The 23488-nt window shown below is 69.7% G+C and carries 22 protein-coding genes; 13 read left to right on the forward strand and 9 right to left on the reverse strand.

Annotated features, from left to right (window positions below; translation table 11 throughout):
- Both ACYP33_RS18600 and ACYP33_RS18605 read right to left on the reverse strand, forming a co-directional pair.
- On the reverse strand, nucleotides 1-1176 hold a 1176-nt coding region (locus tag ACYP33_RS18600), incomplete at its 3' end, for a YeeE/YedE family protein (protein WP_459623238.1).
- Nucleotides 1177-1489: 313 nt separating this feature from the next.
- Entirely contained in the window at nucleotides 1490-2059 is a 570-nt protein-coding gene (locus ACYP33_RS18605; RefSeq protein WP_459623240.1) for a DUF3005 domain-containing protein, read from the reverse strand.
- Between the two features lie 443 nt (nucleotides 2060-2502).
- Between ACYP33_RS18605 and ACYP33_RS18610 the strand changes: the two genes are divergently transcribed.
- Nucleotides 2503-2931, forward strand: a complete 429-nt coding sequence (locus ACYP33_RS18610; RefSeq protein ID WP_414445091.1) for a CBS domain-containing protein — start codon at nucleotides 2503-2505, stop codon at nucleotides 2929-2931.
- A 95-nt stretch (nucleotides 2932-3026) separates the two neighbouring features.
- On the opposite strand, the gene ACYP33_RS18615 is transcribed toward ACYP33_RS18610, so the two are convergent.
- The gene (locus tag ACYP33_RS18615; RefSeq protein ID WP_459623241.1) at nucleotides 3027-3245 is read right to left on the reverse strand and encodes a hypothetical protein; all 219 of its coding nucleotides are present in this window, start codon (nucleotides 3243-3245) and stop codon (nucleotides 3027-3029) included.
- Nucleotides 3246-3542: 297 nt separating this feature from the next.
- Nucleotides 3543-5657, reverse strand: coding sequence for a phosphocholine-specific phospholipase C (locus tag ACYP33_RS18620; protein ID WP_414449482.1), 2115 nt, complete (start codon nucleotides 5655-5657; stop codon nucleotides 3543-3545).
- A gap of 612 nt (nucleotides 5658-6269) precedes the next feature.
- Here ACYP33_RS18620 and ACYP33_RS18625 point away from each other — a divergent pair.
- From ACYP33_RS18625 to ACYP33_RS18635, 3 genes are all read left to right on the forward strand, one after another.
- Complete coding sequence (locus ACYP33_RS18625; RefSeq protein ID WP_459623451.1) at nucleotides 6270-7244, forward strand: GGDEF domain-containing protein; 975 nt, start codon at nucleotides 6270-6272, stop codon at nucleotides 7242-7244.
- Between the two features lie 34 nt (nucleotides 7245-7278).
- Complete coding sequence (locus ACYP33_RS18630; protein ID WP_414445086.1) at nucleotides 7279-7917, forward strand: LysE family translocator; 639 nt, start codon at nucleotides 7279-7281, stop codon at nucleotides 7915-7917.
- A gap of 311 nt (nucleotides 7918-8228) precedes the next feature.
- The gene (locus tag ACYP33_RS18635; protein ID WP_414449484.1) at nucleotides 8229-8495 is read left to right on the forward strand and encodes a hypothetical protein; all 267 of its coding nucleotides are present in this window, start codon (nucleotides 8229-8231) and stop codon (nucleotides 8493-8495) included.
- Nucleotides 8496-8611: 116 nt separating this feature from the next.
- On the opposite strand, the gene ACYP33_RS18640 is transcribed toward ACYP33_RS18635, so the two are convergent.
- On the reverse strand, nucleotides 8612-8809 hold the full coding sequence (locus ACYP33_RS18640; protein ID WP_459623244.1) for a DUF3562 domain-containing protein: 198 nt from the start codon (nucleotides 8807-8809) through the stop codon (nucleotides 8612-8614).
- A 464-nt stretch (nucleotides 8810-9273) separates the two neighbouring features.
- Between ACYP33_RS18640 and osmF the strand changes: the two genes are divergently transcribed.
- From osmF to ACYP33_RS18670, 6 genes are all read left to right on the forward strand, one after another.
- Complete coding sequence (gene osmF / locus ACYP33_RS18645; protein ID WP_459623246.1) at nucleotides 9274-10209, forward strand: glycine betaine ABC transporter substrate-binding protein OsmF; 936 nt, start codon at nucleotides 9274-9276, stop codon at nucleotides 10207-10209.
- Complete coding sequence (locus tag ACYP33_RS18650) at nucleotides 10206-11384, forward strand: ABC transporter permease (protein WP_459623248.1); 1179 nt, start codon at nucleotides 10206-10208, stop codon at nucleotides 11382-11384. The genes osmF and ACYP33_RS18650 overlap by 4 nt, the downstream gene beginning before the upstream one ends.
- A complete protein-coding gene (locus ACYP33_RS18655) occupies nucleotides 11381-12319 on the forward strand; it encodes an ABC transporter ATP-binding protein (RefSeq protein WP_459623250.1) in 939 nt (312 codons plus the stop codon). The genes ACYP33_RS18650 and ACYP33_RS18655 overlap by 4 nt, the downstream gene beginning before the upstream one ends.
- A gap of 118 nt (nucleotides 12320-12437) precedes the next feature.
- Nucleotides 12438-13199, forward strand: coding sequence for an ABC transporter permease (locus ACYP33_RS18660; protein ID WP_414449489.1), 762 nt, complete (start codon nucleotides 12438-12440; stop codon nucleotides 13197-13199).
- Between the two features lie 413 nt (nucleotides 13200-13612).
- Entirely contained in the window at nucleotides 13613-15247 is a 1635-nt protein-coding gene (locus tag ACYP33_RS18665) for a methyl-accepting chemotaxis protein (protein ID WP_459623252.1), read from the forward strand.
- A gap of 343 nt (nucleotides 15248-15590) precedes the next feature.
- Entirely contained in the window at nucleotides 15591-16295 is a 705-nt protein-coding gene (locus ACYP33_RS18670; protein ID WP_414449491.1) for a glutathione S-transferase N-terminal domain-containing protein, read from the forward strand.
- Between the two features lie 70 nt (nucleotides 16296-16365).
- On the opposite strand, the gene cobM is transcribed toward ACYP33_RS18670, so the two are convergent.
- From cobM to cbiE, 4 genes are read right to left on the reverse strand one after another with little or no spacing between them, the layout of a single operon-like run.
- Nucleotides 16366-17091, reverse strand: a complete 726-nt coding sequence (cobM, locus tag ACYP33_RS18675) for a precorrin-4 C(11)-methyltransferase (RefSeq protein ID WP_459623254.1) — start codon at nucleotides 17089-17091, stop codon at nucleotides 16366-16368.
- Nucleotides 17092-17142: 51 nt separating this feature from the next.
- Nucleotides 17143-17898, reverse strand: a complete 756-nt coding sequence (locus ACYP33_RS18680) for a cobalt-precorrin-6A reductase (protein WP_459623255.1) — start codon at nucleotides 17896-17898, stop codon at nucleotides 17143-17145.
- On the reverse strand, nucleotides 17895-19004 hold the full coding sequence (locus ACYP33_RS18685) for a cobalt-precorrin-5B (C(1))-methyltransferase (protein WP_459623256.1): 1110 nt from the start codon (nucleotides 19002-19004) through the stop codon (nucleotides 17895-17897). Before ACYP33_RS18685 ends, ACYP33_RS18680 begins: the two co-directional genes overlap by 4 nt.
- Nucleotides 19004-20221 (reverse strand): precorrin-6y C5,15-methyltransferase (decarboxylating) subunit CbiE, encoded by a 1218-nt coding sequence (gene cbiE / locus ACYP33_RS18690; RefSeq protein WP_459623258.1) that lies wholly within the window; start codon nucleotides 20219-20221, stop codon nucleotides 19004-19006. Before cbiE ends, ACYP33_RS18685 begins: the two co-directional genes overlap by 1 nt.
- A 596-nt stretch (nucleotides 20222-20817) precedes the next feature.
- On the opposite strand from cbiE, the gene cobG reads away from it, so the two are divergent.
- The 3 genes from cobG to ACYP33_RS18705 all read left to right on the forward strand — a co-directional run.
- Complete coding sequence (gene cobG, locus ACYP33_RS18695) at nucleotides 20818-22182, forward strand: precorrin-3B synthase (RefSeq protein WP_459623453.1); 1365 nt, start codon at nucleotides 20818-20820, stop codon at nucleotides 22180-22182.
- A gap of 5 nt (nucleotides 22183-22187) precedes the next feature.
- Nucleotides 22188-22814: a precorrin-8X methylmutase gene (locus ACYP33_RS18700; protein ID WP_414449495.1), complete on the forward strand. Its 627-nt coding sequence runs from the start codon at nucleotides 22188-22190 to the stop codon at nucleotides 22812-22814.
- Nucleotides 22811-23488, forward strand: a 678-nt coding sequence (locus tag ACYP33_RS18705) for a precorrin-2 C(20)-methyltransferase (protein WP_459623260.1), incomplete at its 3' end; no start/stop codon positions are given. The genes ACYP33_RS18700 and ACYP33_RS18705, both read left to right, overlap by 4 nt.

Below are 23488 nucleotides of genomic sequence, written 5' to 3' on the forward strand. Positions count from 1 at the left end.
CAGTCGGGTGCCGAGCACGTTCCCCGCGAACGCGCACACGAGCCACAGCCAGCCGTGCACGCTGCCCGACACGATGCCGCTGAAGTACGCACCGATATTGCAGCCGTACGCGAGCCGCGCGCCATAGCCGAGCAGCAGGCCGCCCACCACGGCGGCGATCAGCGAGCGCATCGGAACGCGCCACACCGGCGCGTAGCGTCCGGCCAGCGAGGCGGCCGCCATCGCGCCGAGCACGATGCCGATATCCATCACGGTGGTCACGTCGTAGCTGGCGGGCGCGGACAGCGCGGCCGCATTCGGGCCGGCCAGCCAATACTTCCAGTTCGCCACGTCCACGCCGACCAGCGCGAAGCCCTTGGCGCCCCATAGCGCGAACGCCGAGGTCACGCCCCACGGCCGCCCCGACAGCGCGAGCGTGGCGAAGTTGAGCACGGCCAGCGCCACCGCGCCGGCCAGCATCGGCCACGGGCCGTGCAGCCAGGGCGACGCGTGCGGCGCGCGCTCGGTGGCGTTGACGAGCCGGCCGTGACGGCGCTTCTCGATCGCCACGGTCAAGGCCGCGATCGCCGCGAACACGGCGAGGTTCAGCACGACGGCGGGCAGCACGCCGAGCGTCTTGACCAGCGAAATCGGCGGCAATTGCGGCATCGATGTCCAGAACGGCATGTGCGCGGTGGCCACCACCGAGCCGACGATGAACGCCAGCAGCGTGACGATCATCCGCGTGCTGCCGCCGCCGACGGTATACAGCGTGCCCGAGGCGCAACCGCCGCCGAGCTGCATGCCGACGCCGAAGATGAACGCGCCGACGATCACCGAGGTGCCGGCCGGCGACACCAGCCCGGTGACGGGCTGGCCGAACAGCGAGCCGGCCGACAGCGCCGGGAAGAACAGCAGCACGCCGATCGCGAGCATCAGCATCTGCGCGCGCAGGCCGGCGCCGCGGCCGTCGGCGATGAACACGCGCCATGCCGACGTGAAGCCGAACGCGGCGTGATACAGCGTCATGCCGAGCAGCGCGCCGACCACGTAGAGCGCGGCCTGGCGCACGCTGACGGACTGCGCGAGATACACGGCGCCGAGCGCGACGAGCAGCAACGCGACGCCGAGCGATTTCGGATTGATGGAATCGAGGGCACGCGGTGCGCGCGCCGGCGACGAAGGCAAGGTCGACATGAGCGGATCGGACAGGAAACGTAACGGGAGAGGAACAGCGTGCCGGCGGCGCGCGGCCCGACATGCGAGCCGCTGCGCGCGAGATCGCGACGCGGCCCAAAAGGCGGACCGAAGCGGCGATCGGATCAATCGCGGCCTGGGCGCGGCCGGCATGTCGCGGGGGGCGCGAGCGGGCTGCCCGGGCAGGCCAGGCAAGCCCGAACGGCCGCAAGCGTAGCACGAAACGCGCGACGAGACCGAGGCCTGACCAGCCTCATCGGTCGCACTGCCAATCGTCAGGGTTCCGGATCAATGCCCTCGCCGCACACGTCGTTCAATGCGAGCCGCGCTCGAAACTGAAGACGCGTTCGGCGCGTGAGTTGCCATCGCGCTCGACCACCGTGGTGCCGCGCTCGCGCACCTGCCAGCCCGGTTTGGCGGCGATTTCGGCCGGCGGCTGGCTGTCGATGCCGCCAAGGCCGTTGGCGGGCGGCGAAGTTGCATCGTCGAGCGAGGCGTTCGAATGAATCACGTTGTCCTGTCGCGGTGAAGCCTCGCGGCGCGCTTCGAGGCCCTTGCCGTCGACGTCGACCGAGTTGTCGGTGGCCGCCATGTTGGCGTTGTCGAGCGACGTGATGCGCTCGGCCGCGCGGCGCACCGGATCGTCTTCGGCGTCGCCGCGCGTGCCCTGCTCGATTTCGGGCAGGCCGGTCGGCGTCTTGCCGGCAATCGTCTCGGGGGTTTGCGCGCTCGGCTTGTCCTGCTTCTCGTTGTGCGCGTGGAAACCGGCCGCCTGCGTGGCGGCATCGGGCTGGTCCTGGCCGGCGGCCGGCGTCTTGACCGGGCTCTGGCCGGCCTTTTCATGCAGGCGCTGCGGCGTGGGGTTCGATTTCACAGGCTTCATCTCGGCTCCTTGCCGCGAAAACGCGGCGGTGTCGGAAGGGCCTTCAGCGCGTAGGGCGAGCCGACGCGCATCAGGTCGTATCCGATACCTCTTGCAAGACGCATGCCGTTCGAAATCCGCATCGATTTGCCCTGCCAGGGCGCGATTTGCATGAAATTCCGGCGTGTTCCGCGTGTGGCCCTCGTGTATCCGGCATCTGCTACACCACCGATTGCAAATCTTCCACGAATCGGCGCGCTATCCGACCCTATGTCGACCGACACGTCGTCGCCGATCGGCGGGCGCGTATGCCGGCCTCCCGGGTTCAGGAGGCACGCCGGGACGTCCTGCCGCTCGATCAACCGCCCATCGCACAGCGCTCGGCATCGCCGGGCGCGCTGGCCCCCCCGAACGGCACGGCCATTGCGAGCCATACCGATTCACGGCAATCAGGAGGACAACGAATGATCCGAGTAGCGGAAGTGATGTCGCGCGACGTGGTGGCGATCGCGCCGAACGATACGATCCGGCATGCTGCGCAGCACATGGCCTATTACGACGTCGGCGTGCTGCCGGTGTGCGACCAGGGCAGGATCGTCGGCATCGTGACCGATCGCGATCTGGCGGTGCGCGTCCTGGCGGGCGATGTCGGCCCCGATGCGGCGATTCGGGACGTCGCGACCCGGCGGCTGATCTGCTGCCGCGACGACGACGATCTCGACGCCGTCCAGCAGCGCATGGCCGAAGCGCGCGTGCGCAGGACGCCGGTGCTCGATACGGGCGGGAAACTGGTGGGCATGTTGTCGCTGGGCGACATCGCGACGCGCGCTCGCGGCGCGTCGCAGGACGAACTGTCGAACACGCTGGAGCGCGTGTCGCAGCCTGGGCGTTGAGCGCCGCATGCAGCAACCCGCCGCCTCGTTCAAGCGAAACGGCAGGCAATCACGTTACGAACCGGTGCAGCGGCCCCGAGCGCGGGGCCGGGAGATCAGTACGTCGGCAGGCCGATGCAGGCATCCGGGCTGGCCGATGCGCAGGCGATCGAATAGCCGGCGGCGCTGGTGGCCAGTATGTCCTTGCCGGCTGCGAGCGCTTCCTGCACGTCTTCCGGGCAGCGTTCATAAGTGATGAATGCGGAACAGGCGACAGCCGACATGACGACCAGCGAGAACGCAATCTTTTCGAGTACGACGAAACGGTGAGGCATCCCTCAATCCTCCTTTGAAGGCGGATTCTACCTTAACCGAGGGTTAATACCTAGGGTATTCACCTAGTTTGCCAGGAACGAGATTCGCATCGACAAGCTTCGTGCCTTGTCCGGCAAGGCTGATCGCCCGATTGCGGCGACTGCATGTTGGATTTGTGCAACGCAGCAGCCGACCGGTTTCACCCCGGCATAATCGGGCGCCATCCGGGCCCCAATAAAAAACGGCGCGAGCCGCCCGTAAGCGGTATCGCGCCGTGCCTGTCGCCGTAACGGAGCGCAACCACGCGCCCCGCCCGCTCAGATCGCCGTCGTGACCGGCGCCGTGGCGGCCGGATCGGTCGTGCTGGTCTTGCCGGTTTCGACGTGGCCGGCGATGCGGCGCACCCACGACGTGTTGTCGGCCATCGTGAACTGCAGGTCGTACCACGCCGCGTTGCACGACAGGTCCCAATGCGCCTCGACGCTCTGGCCCGCCGGGATCGACAGCGTGCGCGCCGGCTGGCCGTAGGCCACGTCGGTGGCCGTGACGGTCATCGTCTGCGTGCCGGCGTTCGCCAGCGTGACGTAAACGTTGCCGTTGGCCACGTCGTAGCAGGTCGTCAGATCGGGATGCGCGGCCGTGTCGCCCGATGCCGAGCCCATGAAGCGGCGGAAATAGCCGTTCGGGCCGTACACGTTCACGACGTAGCTGCTGCCCGCGTCGAGCGCCCACGTGTCGGACAGTTGCTTGCCGGCTTCGACCGTGTAGTGACGCGGCGTGGCGCTCAGGTCGTTGGTGTAGACCCAGAAGTGCGCGCCCACCGTGCCGCTGTTGGCGAACGTCACCTGGTAGCCGGTGCCGGTCAGCGTGCCGTTGACGTGCAGCTCGTACGGGTTCGGGCGCGCGGGACGCGTGCCGGCTTCCTGCGCGAGAATCGTCTGCGCCGCCGTGGCGGCCGGCGCGGCCTGCGCCGTGGTGCGCGAGCACTGCAGGTCGGCCGTGGCGACGTAGTTCGTGGTGTTCGGCAGCGTCGGGAACGTCGCGTCGGTCTTGGTGAAGTCGAGCGTCGAGGTCAGGTCGCCGCAAATCGTGCGGCGCCACGGCGAGATATTGGTTTCCTGCACGCCGAACCGCTTCTCGATGAATTGCAGCACCGAGGTGTGATCGAACACCTGCGAGCTGACGTAGCCGCCCTTCGACCACGGCGACACCACGAACATCGGCACGCGCGGCCCGAGGCCGTACGGCAGGTTGTCGGCGGTGTAGGTGCCGGCCTGCGTGGCGGTCACGACGTTGTGGCGCTCCAGCGAGATGTCGACCGTGCTCGCGCCGGTGTTCGGCAGCGTCGGCGGCTGCGGCGGCACCATGTGGTCGAACAGGCCGTCGTTCTCGTCGTACATGATGAACAGGACGGTCTTGCTCCACACGTCCGGGTTCGAGGTCAGCGCGTCGAGGATCGTCGAGATGTAGTTCGCGCCGTACAGCGGCGTGAACTTCGGATGCTCCGAGTACGCGGCCGGCGGCAGCAGCCACGACACCTGCGGCAGGTTGTTCGCCTGCACGTCGGCCTTGAGCTGATCGATCGTGCGCGTGCTGTTGCCGCGCAGTTGCAGCGACGAGCCGGCCGGCGCGTTCACGATGTTCTGGAACGCCGCGAGCATGTTGGTGCCGTAGTTGCCCGTGAAATTGTCGAAGCCCGTGCCCTGCTGGTAGATCTGCCACGAGATGCCGGCCTTTTCGAGGCGCTCCGGGTAGGTCGTCCACGAAAACGGCGGCAGTTGCACCGTGTCGAACTGGTTGTCGATGTAGTCGGTGTTGTCGAGCAACGGGCCGCCGCCGGTGGCGAGCGGATCGACCATGCCCGTCATCAGGTACATGCGGTTCGGGTGCGTGTTGCCGGGGATCGAGCAGAAATAGTGATCGCACACCGTGAACGCATCGGCCATCGCGTAATGGAACGGGATGTCGTCGCGGGTGTGATACCCCATCGTCAGGTTGGTCTTCTGCGCGGCCCACTGGTCGCCGCGGCCGCCGTTGATGGCGCCGTGCGTGGTGGCCCAGGTGTGCGGCAGGCCGCCGATGCACTGCGCGTTGACGCTCGGGTTGGTGGTGTCGTAGCGGAACGGCGCGACCGTCTTGGTCTTGTCTTCCTGGCGCGGCTGGAACCACACCGGCTGGCCGTTCGGCAGCGTGACCGGGAACCGGTCGTTATAGCCGCGCACGCCGCTCAGATGGCCGAGGTAATGGTCGAACGAGCGGTTTTCCTGCATGAAGACAACGATATGCTGCACGTCCTGGATCGTGCCCGTGACCGTGGCCGGCTCGATGGCGAGCGCCTTGCGGATCGATTCGGGCAGCAGCGTGCTGGCGGCGGTCGCGCCGGCCAGGCCAGCGGAGAATTTCAGAAAGTCGCGTCGGGATTGGATAGCCATGTCGGGTCCTGATGGGTTCGAGCGTCGGGCGGGGCTCAGGATTTCGGTGCCGTGAAGCCCGGCGGGCAATGCAGCGTCGCGTTCGCCGGGGCCGCGTTGCCGCAGGCCGCCTTGGGCGCCGTCGAGGTGTTGACGGGCGTCGCCGTGCCGTCGTCGTTGCAAGCGCCGAGCATCGCCGCGGTCGCGAGCGTGCCGATCAGGATCCAATGCCGTAGTGCCGGCGTCTGCATGGGGATTACTCCGTCGAATGGTTCCGGCGGACGCGAGCTCGCATCCGGGGCGCCCGCATCGCGCTACCTCCATGCGTTCGCCGCCGAGACGATAGTTCTCGATTGTTACAGGCCGGTGTTCAAAGTGCTTTCGGCATCGCGCCGCGCCTTGTCGGGCGGGCCTGAGCGGGCTTTCGAAAGTAAGCAATCCGAAAGCATCGGTAAGACGCGGAAAGCGCGCGAGCGCACCGACACGGGTTGGCCCGGGCGTTCCGCGAACGGCGCGAATGTTCTAGGATGGCGCCATGCGCTCGCGCCGCGCCATCCCGGCCCGGGCCGGCGGATTCACAGCCGGCGCGCCCAGCGTCCACGCCTTCAAGAACGCCGAGAGAGACGAGATCGTATGCACATCGCCCCCTTTCCCGCCGATGAAGCTTCGCGGCTGACGAAACTTCGCAGTCTGAACATTCTCGATACGCCGGACGAAGAACGCTTCGACCGGATCACGCGGCTCGCGAAGCGCATCTTCGACGTGCCGATCGCCCTCGTCTCGCTGGTCGACGAGAACCGCCAGTGGTTCAAGAGCTGCTTCGGGCTCGACGCGCGCGAAACCTCGCGCGACGTGTCGTTCTGCGCGCACGCGATCCTGGCCCACGCGCCGCTCGTGATCCCCGACACGGCCAGCGACCCGCGCTTCGCCGACAACCCGCTCGTGACCGGCGCGCCCCACATCCGCTTCTACGCCGGCCATCCGCTCGCGCTGCCCGACGGCACCAAGCTCGGCACGCTGTGCCTGATCGACACGCGCGCGCGCACGCTCGACGGCGACGATCTGGCCCACCTGGGCGACCTCGCCGGCCTCGCCGAGCGCGAGCTGGCCGCCGTGCAGTTGGCCACGCTCGATTCGCTGACCTCGCTGTCGAACCGGCGCGGCTTCGAGATGCTCGCGCAGCACGCGCTGAACGCCTGCCGGCGCGGCGGCCGGCGCGCCTCGCTGCTGTTCTTCGATCTCAACGATTTCAAGCAGATCAACGACCGCTTCGGCCACGCCGAAGGCGATCGCGCGCTGACGATCTTCGCGCACTCGCTGACCACCGTGCTGCGCGACATGGACGTGGTCGGCCGGCTCGGCGGCGACGAGTTCGTGGCGCTGCTGATCACCACGCACGACGTCGACGCACCCGGTATCATCGAGCGCCTGCGCGAGGATCTCGACGCGCGCACCGAGCAGGCCGCACTCGACTACGCCATCCGCTTCAGCGTCGGGCATGTCGATTACGATCCGCTGCACGAGCCGTCGGTCGCGCTGCTGCTGGCCGAATCCGACACGCGCATGTATGCGGACAAGCACCGCCGTAAAACGGACGATCGAAACTGACGCACGTCCCCTTTCTCTTCAGGAACCCTGATCGATGCACGCCCTTACCTCGCTGGTCGCCATTCTTTCCGCGCTGATGCTGGGCGCGATGATCCCCGGGCCGAGCTTCGTGCTGGTGGCCCGCAACGCGATCGGCCTGTCGCGCCGCGACGGGCTGGCCACGGCGCTCGGCATGGGCGCGGGCGCGATCGTGTTCGCCTGCATTGCGCTGGCCGGGCTGTACACGCTGCTCAGTTCGGTGGCCTGGCTCTACGCCGGGCTCAAGGTGGCGGGCGGCCTCTACCTGCTGTATCTGGCCGTGCAGTTCTGGCGCGGCGCGCGGCGCGAATTCGCGTTCGATGCCGATATCGCACGCCGCCACGGCCAGCCGCTGCGTTCGTTCCGCATCGGGCTGATGACGCAACTGAGCAATCCGAAAACGGCGATCTGGTACGGCAGCATTTTCGCGGCGCTGCTGCCCGCGCATCCGCCGACGATCGCCTACTTCGTGCTGCCGCCGGCCGTGTTCGTGTTGGAAACGGCCTGGTACACGGTGGTGGCGCTCGGTTTCTCGACGCGGCAGCCGCGCGAGCTGTATCTGCGCGCCAAGGGCGTGATCGACCGCGTCGCGGCCGGAGCGATCGCGGTGCTCGGGCTGCGGCTGATCATCAACGCGCGCGGGGCCGGGATCTGAGCGAACAGCGGGCCGGGTGCAACGCCCGGCCTGGCGGTTTTCCAGGCGCGTGAAGCGCCAGGCGTTCGGCCGCTGATTCCCTCGCGCGGGCCGCCCTCCACGCCGCTCCGTTTCACCTTGCCCCATCCGGCACGCATTCGATCGCGCCACCGTTTTTCCCTGCCTGCCAACGCGCCAAGCGCACTCATCGGCACTACCAATCACGTCTGATCCGATCTTCAGATTCTTCTCATATCGATAGCGCGGCGCTTCGCGGTACTTTGCAAGCTCTCCGACAATTACCGTCTTCTTCCCCGTCGACAAGGCCGCCTATGACAACCCGGTTTCAAACCACCGCGCACGTGCGCCGACATGCATTGCGTTCGCTCGTGCTGGCCGCCGGCCTCGCCGCGGTCGCGCCGGCCCATGCCGATACCGAACCGGGCGCGAGGTTCGGCTGCCTGTTCGTCGCGCCCAACGGCGCCGAGATCGCACACGCCGATCAGGACGAGATGCAACGCCTTGCGGTGCAACGCTGCGAACACCACGCCGAGCAGCGCGCACAACAGGACACCACGCGCCGGGCGCGGATTCGCTAGACAACGCTTGCCCTGCGTATCGTGCGTCCCGTGCAGGCGGCCTTGATCACGCCGCGCCCACCAACGAAAACGCCCGGCCATCGAACCATGGCCGGGCGTTGTTGCATGAGGGCGATTCAGTGCCGCGGTTGTCGCAAATCGTTCTTCACGCGCTTGGCGGCCAGCAGGGCCACGTAATCGAGAATCCGCGCACCTTCGCGATACTCGGCCAGCGTCTTTTCGTAGAGCGCCGAAACGGTTTCCTTCGGCGTGTGGGTTTCGATGGCGATCGATTCGACGATCTCGGCGACGTTGACGCGGGTCTGTGCAGTCATGTGTTGCGCTCCATGAGAGTGGGACGAACGGGGGACGAATCAAGACGGCGAAGGCAGAACGACTACTGCGGGGATGCACATTGAACGCCTCGCAGCGGCGTTTCGCCAATTGAATCGCGCTATGGCGCTTCCGCTTCCATCACGCGCGCATCGTGCATCTACATCGCGAAATTCAGTGCCGCATCGCCTGCCATCGTGCCCCCGTTCGCTCGAGCCATTACCGGCGCGCCATGGGCGCACCCCATCCGATTCGTGTGATGAGCACGGCGATTTCGCCCCACCTCGCTCACGGCCCCGCCATCGCACGTTGCGTGCCGCCTGCACGGCCATTCACCGCACGCGCACAACCCGGTCCGATCTGCCCCCGAACCGTTTGCCAAAGCGGCGCCAGTCGCGTAACTTGAACGCCGCCTGGCGGATTGCGCGCCACATTTCAGACCGTCCCGCAAGGAGGCCGCTTCACGATGAATTCCGCCGTTCACCGCCGCGTCTTCGCGGCTGTTTCGCTTGCCGCCGCCCTCGGCGGCAGCCTCGCCGCCACCGCGGCCCACGCCGATTCGATCACGGTCGCCTCGAAGATCGACACCGAAGGCAGCCTGCTCGGCAACCTGATCTCGCAAGTCCTCAAATCGCATGGCCTGACGGTGGTCGACAAGATCAGCCTCGGCGCCACGCCGATCGTGCGCAAGGCATTGACCTCGGGCGAGATCGACATCTACCCCGAATACACCGGCAACGCCGCGTTCTTCTTCAACAAGGCCGACGATCCGGTCTGGAAGGATGCCGCGCGCGGTTATGCCGAGGCCAAGCAGCTCGACTACTCGGCCAATCATCTGGTCTGGCTCGCGCCGGCACCGGCGAACAACACCTGGGGCGTGGCCGTGCTCGGCACGATCGCGCAGCAGCAGCACTTGAAAACGTTCAGCGATTTCGGCCACTGGATCGCCGGCGGCGGCAAGGTCAAGCTCGCGGCCTCGGCTGAATTCGTCAACAGCGCGTCGGCGCTGCCGTCGTTCGAGAAGGCCTACGGCTTCAAGCTGAAGCCCGATCAATTGCTGGTGCTGTCGGGCGGCGATACGTCGGCCACGATTCGCGCCGCCGCCGCGCAAACCGATAGCGTCAACGCCGCGATGGTGTACGGCACCGATGGCGCGATCGCGGCCTCGGGCCTCGTGCTGCTCGACGACGACAAGAAGGTGCAGCCCGTCTACGCGCCCGCGCCGGTCATCCGCGAGGCCGTGCTGAAGGCCCACCCGCAGATCGCCGACTGGCTCAAGCCGGTGTTCGCGAGCCTCGACCTCAAGACGCTTCAGACGCTGAACAGCCGAATCCAGATCAACGGCGAACCGGCCGCGCACGTCGCCGCTACCTATCTGAAGGCCAAGGGCTTCGTCAAATGACGGACGCCGCCGCGCCCGCGGCGAACCGGTCGCGCCTCGACCGCGTCGGCGTGCTGGTCGCACTGGTCACGCTCGGCGCGCTCGCGTTGCCGTTCGTCACGTTTCGCGCGAACCGGATCGTGCCCGGCCACGAGCTGTCGATCCTCGCCACGTTTCCTCATGCATGGGGCGCACTGGCGGCTGGCGGCTGGCTCTCGGCAGCCGCCGTTGCGCTGTTGCCGGGCCGCCCGGCCTGGCGCGCAGCGGCCGGCGTGGCCGCGCTCGTGTGGCTCGGCGGCTGGCTCGGCGCCGCGCCGGCCCGGCTGGTGGATGCCGATTCGGCCAGCATCGCGCGCATTTCGCCGGCGGCCGGCGCGTGGCTGCTGCTGTTCGCGTTCGCGGTGCTGATCGCCGACGCGTTCGCGCGGCTCGGGCCGTCGCCGGCGCGGCGCATCGGCGCGCTGGTGCTGGCCTTGGCCGCACTCGGCGCGGCGCTCGCCAGCGGCGCATGGGACGGCCTCTCGGTCATGCAGGAATACGCGGTGCGCGCCGACAGCTTCTGGGCCGAGGCGCTGCGCCATCTCGAACTGGTAGCCGGCTCGACGTTCGCGGCGTTCGCCGTGGCGCTGCCGGTGGGCATCGCCTGCGCACACCGGCCGGCCTGGCGCGCCGCGCTGCTGCCGGTGCTCAACGTGGTGCAGACCATTCCGAGCATCGCGCTGTTCGGCATCCTGATGGTGCCGCTCGGCCTGCTGGCCGCCCACCTGCCGCTCGCGGCCGCGCTCGGCATCGGCGGAATCGGCCCGGCGCCGGCCTTGGTCGCGCTGTTCCTCTATGCGTTGCTGCCGATCGTCTCCAGCGTGGTGGTGGGCATCGACGGCGTGGACCCCACCGTGGTGGAAGCGGCCCGCGCGATGGGCATGGCGCCGCGCCAGCGCGTGATCGGCGTGGAACTGGCGCTCGCGCTGCCGGTGATCCTAGCCGGGCTGCGCATCGTGCTGGTGCAGAACGTGGGCCTGACGGCCGTCGCGGCGCTGATCGGCGGCGGCGGCTTCGGCACCTTCATCTTCCAGGGCCTGGGCCAGGCGGCCAGCGACCTCGTGCTGCTCGGCGCGCTGCCCACCATCGCACTCGCGTTCGTGGCGTCGGTGGTGTTCGACGCGGCCATCCAGTTGTCGAAACGGAACCCCCGATGATCGAAATCGATCGCGTCACCCGCCGCTTCGGCCCGCTTCTCGCCGTGGACGATGTCTCCCTGACGATCGCCCCCGGCACCGTCACCGCGCTGGTGGGCGCCTCCGGCAGCGGCAAATCCACGCTGCTGCGCATGATCAACCGGCTGATCGAGCCGAGCAGCGGCACGATCCGCATCGACGGGGTGGATACCGCGAGCGTGGGCGGCGAAACGCTGCGGCTCGGGATCGGCTACGTGATCCAGGGGCACGGCCTGTTTCCGCACTGGACGGTCGCGCGCAACATCGCCACCGTGCCGACGCTGGCGCGCTGGCCGAAGGCGCGCATCGAGGCGCGCGTCAACGAACTGCTGGAACTGTTCGAGCTGGAGCCCGCCGTGTATGCGCACAAGCTGCCGCATCAGTTGTCGGGCGGCCAGCAGCAGCGCGTGGGCGTGGCCCGCGCGCTGGCGGCCGAACCGGCAATCCTGCTGATGGACGAGCCGTTCGGCGCGCTCGACCCGATCATCCGCGGCAAGGCGCAGGACGATCTGGCCGCGCTGCAACAGCGCCTGAAGATCACCGTGGTGCTGGTCACGCACGACATCGACGAGGCGCTGCGACTCGGCGACCAGATCGCCGTGATGGACGGCGGCAAGGTGCTGCAAGCCGGCCCGCCCGCGCACATCCTCGCGCGTCCCGCACCGGGCTTCGTCGAGCGGCTGGTGGCCGGCGCCGAGCGGCCGCTGCGGCTGCTGGCGCTGACGCCGGTGGCCAGGCTGGCCGAGCCGGGCCGGGCCAGCGGCGCGCCGATCGACGGCCGGCGTTCGCTGCGCGACGCGCTGTCCGAACTGCTGTGGCGCGGCGCCGATGCGCTGCCGGTGGTCGTGCCGCCCGGCGCGGCCGAGCAGCGGATCACGCTGGCGGCGCTGGTCGCGCATGCGCGGAGCGGCGCATGAACGCCCTGCCGTCGCACCACGCCGCCGCACCCGCCGCGCAAGCTTCGGCCGCAGCACGGTGCCGCGCCGCGGGCTCCGCCGCCGCGCAAGCTTCTCCCGCCGCACGGTACCGCGCCGCATGACCGGCCGCCTCGTTGCCGCCGTCGCCCGGCTCGCCGCGCTGGCCGCCCTGCTCGTGCTGGTGCTGCGGCCGGCGTGGCTCGAACCGCTGTTCGCGCCGCTCGCCGAACATGGCGCACCGGCCATCTACGACCGCGCGAGCCTCGTCAGCCTGACGCTCTCGCATCTGGCGCTGGTGGCCGTATCGAGCCTGATCGGCTCGGCGCTGGCGATCCTCGCCGGCATCGCCGTCACGCGCCCGGCCGGCGCCGATTTCCTGCCGGTGGCGCGCAGCATCGCGAACCTCGGCCAGACCTTCCCGCCGGTGGCCGTGCTCGCGCTTGCCGTGCCGGCCGTCGGCTTCGGCGCGAAGCCGGTGCTGCTCGCGCTGACGCTGTACGGCTTGCTGCCGGTGTTCGAAAGCACGCTGGCCGGACTCGGCTCGATCGCGCCGGCCACGCTCGACGCCGCGCGCGGCATGGGCATGAGCGCGCGCCAGCGGCTCATGGCGATCGAGCTGCCGCTGGCCGCGCCCGTGATCCTCAACGGTGTGCGGCTGGCCGTGGTCATCAACCTCGGCACCGCCACGATCGGCTCGACGGTGGCCGCCCAGGGCCTGGGCGACGTGATCATCGCCGGCCTGCAAACCTCCAACACGGCGTTCGTGCTGCAAGGCGGCGTGATCGTCGCGCTGCTGGCCGTGCTCGTGTATGACGCGCTCGGCGTCGCCGCGCGCCGCTTCGCCCCGTCGCGGGCCACCTCGGGCAACAGCGCCGAGTAAATCCCTACCCGTTTTTCGGCATTTCCGATTTTCATTCAATCCTATTGATTTTCTCGATTGAAAATCGGAAACGCCGATTTTCCATATCTCCCTATCGTTTCCACACTTAATCGGTGCGCCAAAAATTCATTGGCAAATATCCAATTTCGGATAGCGCCATCGATTCGTCATATCAATTGACACGCAAACGATTTCCATTTAAATATGCGGGAATTTTTATAGCTCAAACCCTTACTGCATAAGGATTTTCTTATCGATAAGTGTTTGAATATTTCCGTCTTGCTTCTTTGATGCGGGTCAACGATATTGGGGTTCGGGAAGGTAAAGAAACAAAGCTGCATCCCGTTAACCTATTTACAACGAACGATCACCTTGTGCATCGTCGATCCGAACCCTATTAAGAGAGGCCATCCATGAACATCCTGCGGCGGAGCATCAAACATAAACTGCTCGGTGGATTCGGCATCCTTGCCGTGATTGTCGTTGCCGTTTCGGCGTTCGCACTGAACGCGCTCGAAAATGCGAATCAGGCCTTCATCAGCTACACAGCCGGCATCAACGCACGCGCCAACACGGCCGCGCAGATCCGCAACGCCGTGGACCGCCGCGCCATCGCCGCACGCAACCTCGTGCTGGTGACCAAGCCGGACGACATCACGCTCGAAACAACCGATGTGCAGAGCGCCGATGCCGACGTGCAGCGCTACCTGGCGCAACTGCAAACGCTGCTGACCAACGCCACCGACGCCTCGCCGAAAGCCCACCAACTGGCCGCCAACATCGCCGAAATCGAAAGCCGCTACGGCCCGGTGGCGAGGGATATCGTCAAGAAGGCGCTCAATGGCCAACGCGAGGAAGCCACGCTCGAAATCGACGACAAATGCCGGCCGCTGCTGGCCGAGCTGGAGCGCGCGACCAACGCCTACGCCGACTACGTGCGCACGCAGGAGTCGGACATCGCTCAAATCAATCAGGACCGTTTCACGCAAACGCGCATGCTGATGTTCGGCGTGTGCGCCGCCGCCGTGGTGCTGGCTGCGATTGCCGGGCTGTGGATCACGCGCTCGATCACGCGGCCGCTGTCGGAGGCGGTGCGCGTGGCGCGTACGGTGGCCGACGGCGACTTGACGAGCCGCATCGAGGTGCGTGGCCACGACGAAACGCGCGACCTGCTCGAAGCGCTCGACACCATGAACACGCGGCTCTCGGATATCGTCGCGCGGGTGCGCGAAGGCAGCTCGGGCATCGCGCTGGCGGTGGGCGAGATCGCCGCCGGCAACGTCGACCTCAGCGTGCGCACCGAGCAACAGGCCGCCTCGCTGCAGGAAACGGCCGCCACCATGGAAGAACTGACGTCCACGGTGCGCCTGAACGCCGAGAATGCCCAGCAGGCCAGCTCGTTCGCGTCGAGTGCCTCGGAAGTCGCGCAGCGCGGCAGCCATGCGGTCGGGCGCGTGGTGGATACGATGAACGACATCGGCGAGCGCTCGTCGAAGATCGCCGACATCACCGGCATGATCGAGGGCATCGCGTTCCAGACCAACATCCTCGCGCTGAACGCGGCCGTGGAAGCCGCGCGGGCCGGCGAACAGGGCCGCGGCTTCGCGGTGGTGGCGTCGGAAGTGCGTTCGCTGGCGCAGCGTTCGTCCGCGGCCGCCAAGGAAATCAAGGAGCTGATCACCGCCTCGGTGCAGACCGTGCGGGACGGCTCGGTGCTGGCCGGCGATGCCGGTCGCACCATGGCCGAGATCACCCAGGCCGTGGCGCGCGTGACCGACATCATGGGCGAGATCGCCGCCGCGTCGGCCGAGCAAAGCCGCGGCATCGATCAGGTCAACCTGACCATCACGCAGATGGACGAAACCACGCAGCAGAACGCGGCGCTGGTCGAACAGGCGGCGGCGGCGTCGAAATCGCTCGAAGCGCAAGGCCGCCAGCTCGACGAGACGGTGTCCACGTTCCGCGTCGAGCAGGGGCGCCGGGGCGGCAACGCAGCGGCCGAGCCGATCCGCGCGAGCCAGACCGATTGGCGCATGGCGACGGTATGAGCCGACCTCTCGCCTGCCGAGCGACGGCGCAACACGCGCCGCTCGCCGGCTCGGCCGGGGCCTGAACACGCTGCCCCGGCCTTCTCCATCCTCCCGCAGCACCACGAACGCCCGGCGAGGCGCAACGCCCGAACGTCCTTGTCGTTACGCTCGGACCAGTGCGGGTAGCCCGACGCGCTTTCGGGCTCCGGGTCGATGCACCCAGCCCGTGATCGAGCACCGGGCGCTCCATCCTGAGAAAGCGGCACGCGCCAACGGCCCCCGGCGCGTGCCGCGCCCTGTGCGGCAGCGATCGGCCGAACCGGCTATGATCGCCACACCTCAACTCCGACCGAGCCGCCCCATGAGCGACCTGTCCGCCTTCCCGATCACGCAGAAATGGCCGGCCGCGCACCCGGACCGCATCCAGCTCTATTCGCTGCCCACGCCGAACGGCGTCAAGGCCTCGATCGCGCTGGAAGAACTCGGGCTGCCCTACGAGCCGCACCTGGTGCGCTTCGACACCAACGACCAGTTCTCGCCCGAATTCCTCTCGCTGAACCCGAACAACAAGATTCCGGCCCTGATCGACCCGAACGGCCCCGGCGGCAAGCCGATCGGCCTGTTCGAATCGGGCGCGATCCTGCTGTATCTGGCCGAAAAAACCGGCAAGCTGCTGCCGGCCGATCCGGCCGCGCGCTACGAGACGATCCAGTGGCTGATGTTCCAGATGGGCGGCATCGGCCCGATGTTCGGCCAGCTCGGCTTCTTCCACAAATTCGCCGGCCGCGAATACGAAGACAAACGCCCGCGCGATCGCTATGTGGGCGAATCAAAGCGCTTGCTCGGCGTGCTCGACGCGCGGCTCGCCTCGAACGCGTGGATCGTCGGCGACGACTACACGATCGCCGATATCGCCACGTTCCCGTGGGTCCGCAACCTGGTGGGCTTCTACGAAGCGCGCGAGCTGGTGGAATTCGACACGTTCAAGCACGTCGCGCGCGCACTGGAAGCCTTCGTGGCGCGCCCGGCCGTCGAACGCGGCCTGACGATTCCGGCGCGCAACTGACCGGCTGATCGACCCAGCCCGACGGGCCGCTCGCGCACTGCGCGGCGGCCCGTTTTTCATGGCATCGCCATCACGCCTTGGCGTACAGCGTCGAATCGTCGAACTGCTCGGTATCGAGCACGCGGCCGATCAAGATCAGCGCCGTGCGCTCGATCGCCGTGCCGGCGATCTTGCCGACGATGTCGGCCAGCGTGCCGGTCACGCGCGTCTCGTCGGGCCAGCTCGCGCGATACACCACCGCCACCGGGCAATCGTCGCCGTAATGCGGGCGCACCTCCTCGACGATCCTCGCCAGATGGCGCACGCCCAGGTGGATCGCCAGCGTGGCGCGGTGCGCCGCCAGCCCGCCGAGCGCCTCGCCCTCGGGCATCGTGGTCTTGCCGGCGTAGCGCGTCAGGATCACGGTTTGCGCCACGCCGGGCAGCGTCAGCTCCACACCGAGCGTGGCCGCGCAGGCCGCCGTGGCCGTCACGCCCGGCACGATTTCATAAGGAATCCCCAGCACCTTGAGGCGGCGGATCTGCTCGCCGATCGCGCCGTACAGCGACGGGTCGCCCGAATGCACACGCGCCACGTCCTGGCCCTTCGCATGCGCGTCGGCCAGCAGCGCGACGATCGCGTCGAGATCGAGTTCGGCCGTGTTGACGACCGTTTCGGCGCGGTGCCCGTCGAGCACGGCGGCCGGCACCAGCGAGCCCGCGTAGAGGATCACCGGGCAGCCGCGCACGAGGCGCTGGCCCTTCACCGTGATCAGTTCGGGGTCGCCGGGGCCGGCGCCGATGAAATACACCGTCATCTGGGAGGTTCTCCGTTCACGGAAATGAAATGGGATGGGTCGAGCGGCCCGTCATGGCGCGCCAAACTCGGCCAGCGCCTGCGCGAGCGCGTCGGGCGTGTCGAAGCGGCGCTCGGCGGCGGGCAGCGCCGGACGCGCGATCATCAGCACCGGCACGCGCCGTTCGCGCGCCACCGCCAGCTTGGCCTCGGTGGCCGCGCCGCCGCTCATCTTGCTGACCAGCACGTCCACGCCGAGCAGCGCGAACAGCGCGCGTTCGGCGTCGAGCACGAACGGCCCGCGCGCGGCGATCACGTTGGCGCGCGCGTTGCCCGGATGCGGATCGAGGCAGCGGATCGTCCAGTGCTGATGCGGCGGGATCGCGTCGAGATGCGCGAGCGGCTCGCGGCCGAGCGTGAAGAACGGCCGGCGATAAGGCGCGAGCGCGGCCGTCAGCGCCGCCCAATCGGGCACGCAACGCCAGTCGTCGCCCTCGCCCGGCTGCCACGGCGCGCGATCGAGCGCCCAGTACGGCGTGCCGGTCGCGGCGCAGGCGGCCGCCGCATTGGCACTGATTTGCGCCGCGTACGGATGGGTCGCGTCGGCCAGCAGCGCGATGCGGTTCTCGCGCAGGTAGCCCGCCAGCCCTTCGGCGCCGCCGAAGCCGCCGATCCGCACGCCGCAGGTCAAGCCCTCGGGCGTCTTGCCGAGGCCCGCGAGGCTGTAGACGGCCGACGCGGGCAGCGTGCGCGCCACCTTCAGCGCGTCGCCGGTGCCGCCGAGCAGCAGGATGCGCGGGGCATCGGCGTGATGGGGGGTGTCGTTCATCGTGCGCTCCCGACGAAGCCGCCCTGCCGATCGATCGCGAACACCTCGACGGCCACGCCGTCGGGCACGATCGCGCGCGCCACCGCCAGCGCCTGCGCGCAAACGGCATCGCCGAGCGGCACGCCGGCCGCATGGGCCAGCGCGAGCGCCTGTTGGCTGGTGTTGGCGGCCAGCATCGCCTGCCGCAGCGCCGAATCGGCGCCGGCGTCGGCGGCCCAGCCGGCCAGTTGCGGCAGATCGATGCTCGAATGCCGGCTGTGCAGATCGAGATGGCCGGCCGCGAGCTTCGAGAACTTGCCGAAGCCGCCGCACAGGCTCACGCGCGCGACCGGCGCGCGGCGCAGATGCTTGAGCACCGCGCCCGCGAAGTCGCCCATCTCGATCATCGCGATCTCGGGCAGGCCGTAGTGCGCGCGCATCGCGTCCTCGCTGGCGTTGCCGGTGCAGGCGGCGATATGCGTCACGCCGTTGGCGCGCGCCACGTCGATGCCCTGGTGGATCGACGCGATATAGGCCGAGCACGAGAACGGCCGCACGATGCCGGTGGTGCCGAGGATCGACAGCCCGCCGACGATGCCGAGCCGCGGGTTCATGGTTTTCAGCGCGAGCGCCGCGCCGCCCTCCACGCCGATCGCCACCTCGAAGCCGCCCGCGTAGCCGTGGTCGGCCGCCAGTTGCAGCAGGTGCTCGGTCATCATGCGGCGCGGCACCGGATTGATGGCCGGTTCGCCCACCGCGAGCGTCAGGCCGGGCCGCGTGACGGTGCCCACGCCATCGGCCGCGTGGAAGCGCACGCCGGGGAGCGCCGCGAGCGTCACGCGCGCGTGGACCACCGCGCCGTGCGTCACGTCGGGATCGTCGCCGGCATCCTTGACGGTGCCGGCCTCGGCGGTGTCGGGGTTCACACCCGGGTTCGCCGCCGCACGGCGGCAATACACCAGCCGCATCGTCACGTGCTGGCCCTTCGGCAGCACGATCTCGCTCATCTCGTCGGCCTGCCCCGTCAGCAGCAGGCGCGCGGCGGCCAGCGAGGTGGCGGTCGCGCAACTGCCGGTGGTGTAGCCGCTGCGCAGCGGCGCGGGCTGTTCGGCCGTTTCCTCGCGCATCAAGCGCCCTCCGTGCGCGGCTTGCGGACCTCGTACAGCGTGACCGGCAAGGCCTGCCGCCAGGTGTCGAAGCCGCCGAGCGGCGCGGCCATGGCGAGCGCGACGCGCGTCAGCGAGCCGCCGTGCCGTTCGCGCCAGGCGAGGACCGCGGCCTCGGCCTGCAGCGTCACGGCGTTGGCGACCAGCCGCCCGCCCGGCTTCAGCGCGGCCCAGCAGGCGGCCAGCACACCGGGCTCGGAGCCGCCGCCGCCGATGAAGATCGCGTCGGGCGCGGCCAACCCGTCGAGCGCGGCCGGTGCACGGCCCGCGACGATCGCGAGGCCCGGCACGCCAAGCCGTTCGGCGTTGCGCGCGATGCTCGCGCGGCGCGCGTCGTCGGCCTCGATCGCGATGGCGGTGCACGAGGGATGCGCGCGCATCCATTCGATGCCGATCGAGCCGGAGCCCGCGCCGACATCCCACAGCCGCTCGCCCGGCGCCGGCGCGAGCCGCGCCAGCGTGATCGCGCGCATGTCGCGCTTGGTCAGTTGTCCGTCGTGTTCGTAGGCGTCGTCGGGCAGGCCCGGCACGAGGCCGAGCGCGGGCGCCTCGGCGTCGCGCACGCAGTCGAGCGCCACCAGGTTCAGCGCTGCGACGTCTGGCGCGGGCCACGCGTGCGCCAGCGCGTCGATGCGCCGCTCGTCGGGGCCGCCCAGATGCTCGAACACGCTCAGGCGCGTCGCACCGTAACCGGCTTCGGTGACGAGCCGCGCGAGCGCCGCCGGCGTGGCGCCGTCGGCACTCAGCACGATCAGGCGGCGGCCGTGATGCAGATGGCGCGCGAGCGTGGCGAGCGGCCGGCCGACGCACGAGATCACGTCGAGATCCTGCAACGCCCAACCGAGCCGCGCCGCCGCGAACGACACCGACGACGGCCCCGGCAGCACCCGCAACGCCTCGGGCGGCACATGCCGCGCGAGCGTCGCGCCGACGCCGTGGAACATCGGATCGCCGCTCGCCAGCACGCACACCGGCGTGCCGCGATGCGCGAGCAGCGCGGCGATGTCGAACGGCTTCGGCCACGGTTCGCGGCGCGCGCGCAGGCAGCCCGGCAGCATCGCCAGATGACGCTCGCCACCCACCACCACGGCCGCGTCGATCAACGCGCGCCGGGCGTGCTTGCCCAGGCCCGCGAAGCCGTCGTCGCCGATGCCGATTACCGTCAGCCACGCCGTCATGCCCCGTTCCCCATCCGTGTTTCGCCCTCGTTCAATACGCGCCCGGCCCACCGCGCGCCGGGGCGCGCAGCGTATCTCGGCCAGGCGAAAGCAGGCATAATACAGCCTCGTTTGCCGGTGCCCAATGGTGTCCGAGGGTGTTCCGCGCGGCCGATCAGGAATGCAGGGCGCGGCTGCGCTGCCGAGGCGGCCTGCGCCACCGTGGTCTGCCCGTCGTGCTGCGGAACACCATCCGGAAGCGTCGCGGCAGGCCATGCGCTTCGGTGCGGAAGACCTGCCCCGGCCGAATGAACGTCCGGCCGCATCGGGCGGGGTTCCGATGCCACGGCGTCGCCCGCGCAAGCCGCGCACGCCCGTTCCGAACCGGCCCGCGCCCCGGCGCCCGCTTTCCCGTTCCGTTGTCGATTCGCTCCTTGCCGCTCCCACGCTCGACCCGCGATGTGCCCCCGAATCCTGCCGCGCAGCCGGACGACGGCGCGCGCGTGGGCCAGACCAGCGGCCTGGATGTCGATCCCGCCCCGGCGATCCGGCCCAGCGCCTGCCCGAATCCTGCCGCGCAGCCGGACGACGGCGTGCGCGCGGGCCGGACCGGCGGCCTGGATGTCGATCCCGCTCCGGCGATCCGGCCCAGCGCCTGCCCGGGGCTGGTGCGCGTGGTGGCCACGCACGACGGCGGCTTGTGCCGCGTGCGTCTGCCGGGCGGGCTGCTGACGGCCGACGGCGCACGCGCGCTGGCGGCCGCTGCGCAAGCGCATGGCTCGGGTGCGCTCGACGCCACCAATCGCGCGAACCTGCAGATTCGCGGCGTGCGCGACGGCCACGAGGCTGCGCTCGCGGCAGCGCTGATCGACGCGGGCCTCGGCCCGACGCCGGACGGCGCAACCGATCTTGCCGCCACCGCGCTGCGCGACGACGTGCGCAACGTGATGCTGAGCCCCGCCGCCGGCCGCGATCCGAACGCGCTCGCCGACACGCGCACGCTCGGCGCGGCGCTGCTCGCGATGCTGCAGGCCGAGCCGCGTTTCGCGGCGCTCTCGCCGAAATGCTCGCTGTCGCTCGACGGCGGCGAGGCGCTGGCCGAACTCGCCCATCCGCACGATCTGTGGTTCTCGGCGCGCCGCAACGCGGCAGGTGCGCCCGATTACGCATTCGGGCTGGCCGGCCGGCCGCCCGTCGAAACCCACGACGCGCCCGCGCTCGGCGCGGTAGCGGCCGATCAGGTCGTGCCGCTCGCCCATGCGCTGCTGCTCGCCTTCCTCGACCACGCGCCGCCCGAGGCGAAACGCATGCGCGACGCGCTGCCCCGCCTGAGCGCCGACGCGCTGCTCGCGCACGCCGGCGCGCGGCTGCGGTTCGCGGTGCAACGCGACGCCGCGCTCGCCCGCTGGCGCCGCCTGCCGGCCGAGCCGGCGCGACGTTTCGGCATCCGGAGCGAATCCGATCCGGCCACGCGCCAGGTCGGCGCGCAAGTGCCGCTCGGCCGGCTCGATGCGGCGACGCTCGCGGCGCTGGCCACGCTGGCCGAACGCGACGGCGACGGCACGCTGCGCTTCACGCCGTGGCAAGGCGTGCTGCTGCCCGGCGTGCGCGCCGATGCGGCCGAACGCGTGCTGGCGGCGCTCGCCACGCTCGGCCTGCTCACCGCGCCCGGCTCACCGCTCGCGCACCTGGTGGCCTGCGCCGGCAGCACCGGCTGCGCTCGCGCGCTGGCCGACACCAAGGCCGACGCGCACGCGCTGGCCGCGCGCCTCGCGGCGCCCCAGGCCTTGCATCTGAGCGGTTGCGCGCGCGCCTGCGCGCAGCCGTGGCCCGCCCCCGCCACGCTGGTCGCGGTGGCGGCGGGCCGTTACGACCTGTACCGGCGCGACGGCGAGCACGGCTTCGGCCGGCTCGACGCGCGCCATCTGACGATCGACCAAGCCGCCGCGTTGCTCGACGCCGCGCGGCGCCATCAGGACTGAACCGCATGCTCGACTACCTTCGCGACGGCCAGGAAATCTACCGGCAATCGTTCGCGACGATCCGCGCCGAAGCCGATCTGACGGCCATCCCGGCCGACCTCGAAAAACTCGCCGTACGCGTGATCCACGCCTGCGGGATGGTGGACGTCGTCGCCGACCTGCGCTTCTCGCCCGGCGCGGGCCGGGCCGGGCGGCAAGCGCTCGCGGCCGGCGCGCCGATCCTCTGCGATGCGCGGATGGTGGCCGAAGGCATCACGCGCGCGCGGCTGCCGGCCGCCAACCCGGTGCTCTGCACGCTCGGCGATCCGCAGGTGCCGGCGCTCGCGCAGCAACTCGGCAACACGCGCTCGGCCGCCGCGCTCGAATTGTGGCGGCCCTCGCTGGCCGGCAGCGTGGTGGTGATCGGCAACGCGCCCACCGCGCTGTTCCATCTGCTCGACATGCTCGACGCGGGCGCACCGAAGCCGGCGCTGATCCTCGGCTTCCCCGTAGGCTTCATCGGCGCGGCCGAATCGAAGGCGATGCTGGCGGCCGACAGCCGCGGCGTGCCGTTCGTGGTGGTGACGGGCCGGCGCGGCGGCAGCGCGATGGCGGCGGCTGCCGTCAACGCCCTGGCCACGGAGGTCGAATGAGCGCGCCCGGCTTCCCGTCCGCTTCGAATCCGCCAGCCGGCACGCCTGCATCCACGCCGGCGTCAGGATCGCGCGGCCGCCTGTTCGGCATCGGCGTCGGCCCGGGCGACCCCGAGCTGCTGACGCTGAAGGCCGTGCGCCTGCTGCAGGCCGCGCCGGTGGTGGCCTACTTCGTCGCCAAGGGCAAGAAGGGCAACGCGTACGGCATCATCGAGGCGCATCTGCACGACGCCCAGGTTCAGTTGCCGCTGGTCTACCCGGTCACGACCGAGGCGCTCGCGCCGCCACTCAGTTACGAGCGCGTGATCGCCGATTTCTACGACACCGCCGCCGAGGTGGTGGCCGCCCATCTGGACGCGGGCCGCGACGTGGCCGTGATCTGCGAGGGCGACCCGTTCTTCTACGGCTCCTACATGTACCTGCACGACCGGCTCGCGCATCGCTACGACACCGAGGTGGTGCCCGGCGTCTGCTCGATGCTGGGCGGCGCGGCCGTGCTCGGCGTGCCGCTGGTGTATCGCAACCAGACGCTGTCGGTGCTGTCGGGCGTGCTGCCCGAGGACGAACTGCGCGCGCGGCTCGCCAAGGCCGATGCGGCCGTGGTCATGAAGCTCGGCCGCAATTTCGACAAGGTGCGCCGTGTGCTCGACGAGCTGGGCCTCGCGAGCCGCGGG

The organism is Burkholderia sp. 3C (assembly GCF_054589155.1).

Excerpts from the sequence above, each read along its gene's own strand:
- ACYP33_RS18605 (WP_459623240.1), bottom strand. The coding sequence starts at position 2,059 with ATGAAGCCTGTGAAATCGAACCCCACGCCGCAGCGCCTGCATGAAAAG.
- ACYP33_RS18610 (WP_414445091.1), top strand. The coding sequence starts at position 2,503 with ATGATCCGAGTAGCGGAAGTGATGTCGCGCGACGTGGTGGCGATCGCG.
- ACYP33_RS18615 (WP_459623241.1), bottom strand. The coding sequence starts at position 3,245 with ATGCCTCACCGTTTCGTCGTACTCGAAAAGATTGCGTTCTCGCTGGTC.
- ACYP33_RS18620 (WP_414449482.1), bottom strand. The coding sequence starts at position 5,657 with ATGGCTATCCAATCCCGACGCGACTTTCTGAAATTCTCCGCTGGCCTG.
- ACYP33_RS18625 (WP_459623451.1), top strand. The coding sequence starts at position 6,270 with ATGCACATCGCCCCCTTTCCCGCCGATGAAGCTTCGCGGCTGACGAAA.
- ACYP33_RS18630 (WP_414445086.1), top strand. The coding sequence starts at position 7,279 with ATGCACGCCCTTACCTCGCTGGTCGCCATTCTTTCCGCGCTGATGCTG.
- ACYP33_RS18635 (WP_414449484.1), top strand. The coding sequence starts at position 8,229 with ATGACAACCCGGTTTCAAACCACCGCGCACGTGCGCCGACATGCATTG.
- ACYP33_RS18640 (WP_459623244.1), bottom strand. The coding sequence starts at position 8,809 with ATGACTGCACAGACCCGCGTCAACGTCGCCGAGATCGTCGAATCGATC.
- osmF (WP_459623246.1), top strand. The coding sequence starts at position 9,274 with ATGAATTCCGCCGTTCACCGCCGCGTCTTCGCGGCTGTTTCGCTTGCC.
- ACYP33_RS18650 (WP_459623248.1), top strand. The coding sequence starts at position 10,206 with ATGACGGACGCCGCCGCGCCCGCGGCGAACCGGTCGCGCCTCGACCGC.
- ACYP33_RS18655 (WP_459623250.1), top strand. The coding sequence starts at position 11,381 with ATGATCGAAATCGATCGCGTCACCCGCCGCTTCGGCCCGCTTCTCGCC.
- ACYP33_RS18660 (WP_414449489.1), top strand. The coding sequence starts at position 12,438 with ATGACCGGCCGCCTCGTTGCCGCCGTCGCCCGGCTCGCCGCGCTGGCC.
- ACYP33_RS18665 (WP_459623252.1), top strand. The coding sequence starts at position 13,613 with ATGAACATCCTGCGGCGGAGCATCAAACATAAACTGCTCGGTGGATTC.
- ACYP33_RS18670 (WP_414449491.1), top strand. The coding sequence starts at position 15,591 with ATGAGCGACCTGTCCGCCTTCCCGATCACGCAGAAATGGCCGGCCGCG.
- cobM (WP_459623254.1), bottom strand. The coding sequence starts at position 17,091 with ATGACGGTGTATTTCATCGGCGCCGGCCCCGGCGACCCCGAACTGATC.
- ACYP33_RS18680 (WP_459623255.1), bottom strand. The coding sequence starts at position 17,898 with ATGAACGACACCCCCCATCACGCCGATGCCCCGCGCATCCTGCTGCTC.
- ACYP33_RS18685 (WP_459623256.1), bottom strand. The coding sequence starts at position 19,004 with ATGCGCGAGGAAACGGCCGAACAGCCCGCGCCGCTGCGCAGCGGCTAC.
- cbiE (WP_459623258.1), bottom strand. The coding sequence starts at position 20,221 with ATGACGGCGTGGCTGACGGTAATCGGCATCGGCGACGACGGCTTCGCG.
- ACYP33_RS18700 (WP_414449495.1), top strand. The coding sequence starts at position 22,188 with ATGCTCGACTACCTTCGCGACGGCCAGGAAATCTACCGGCAATCGTTC.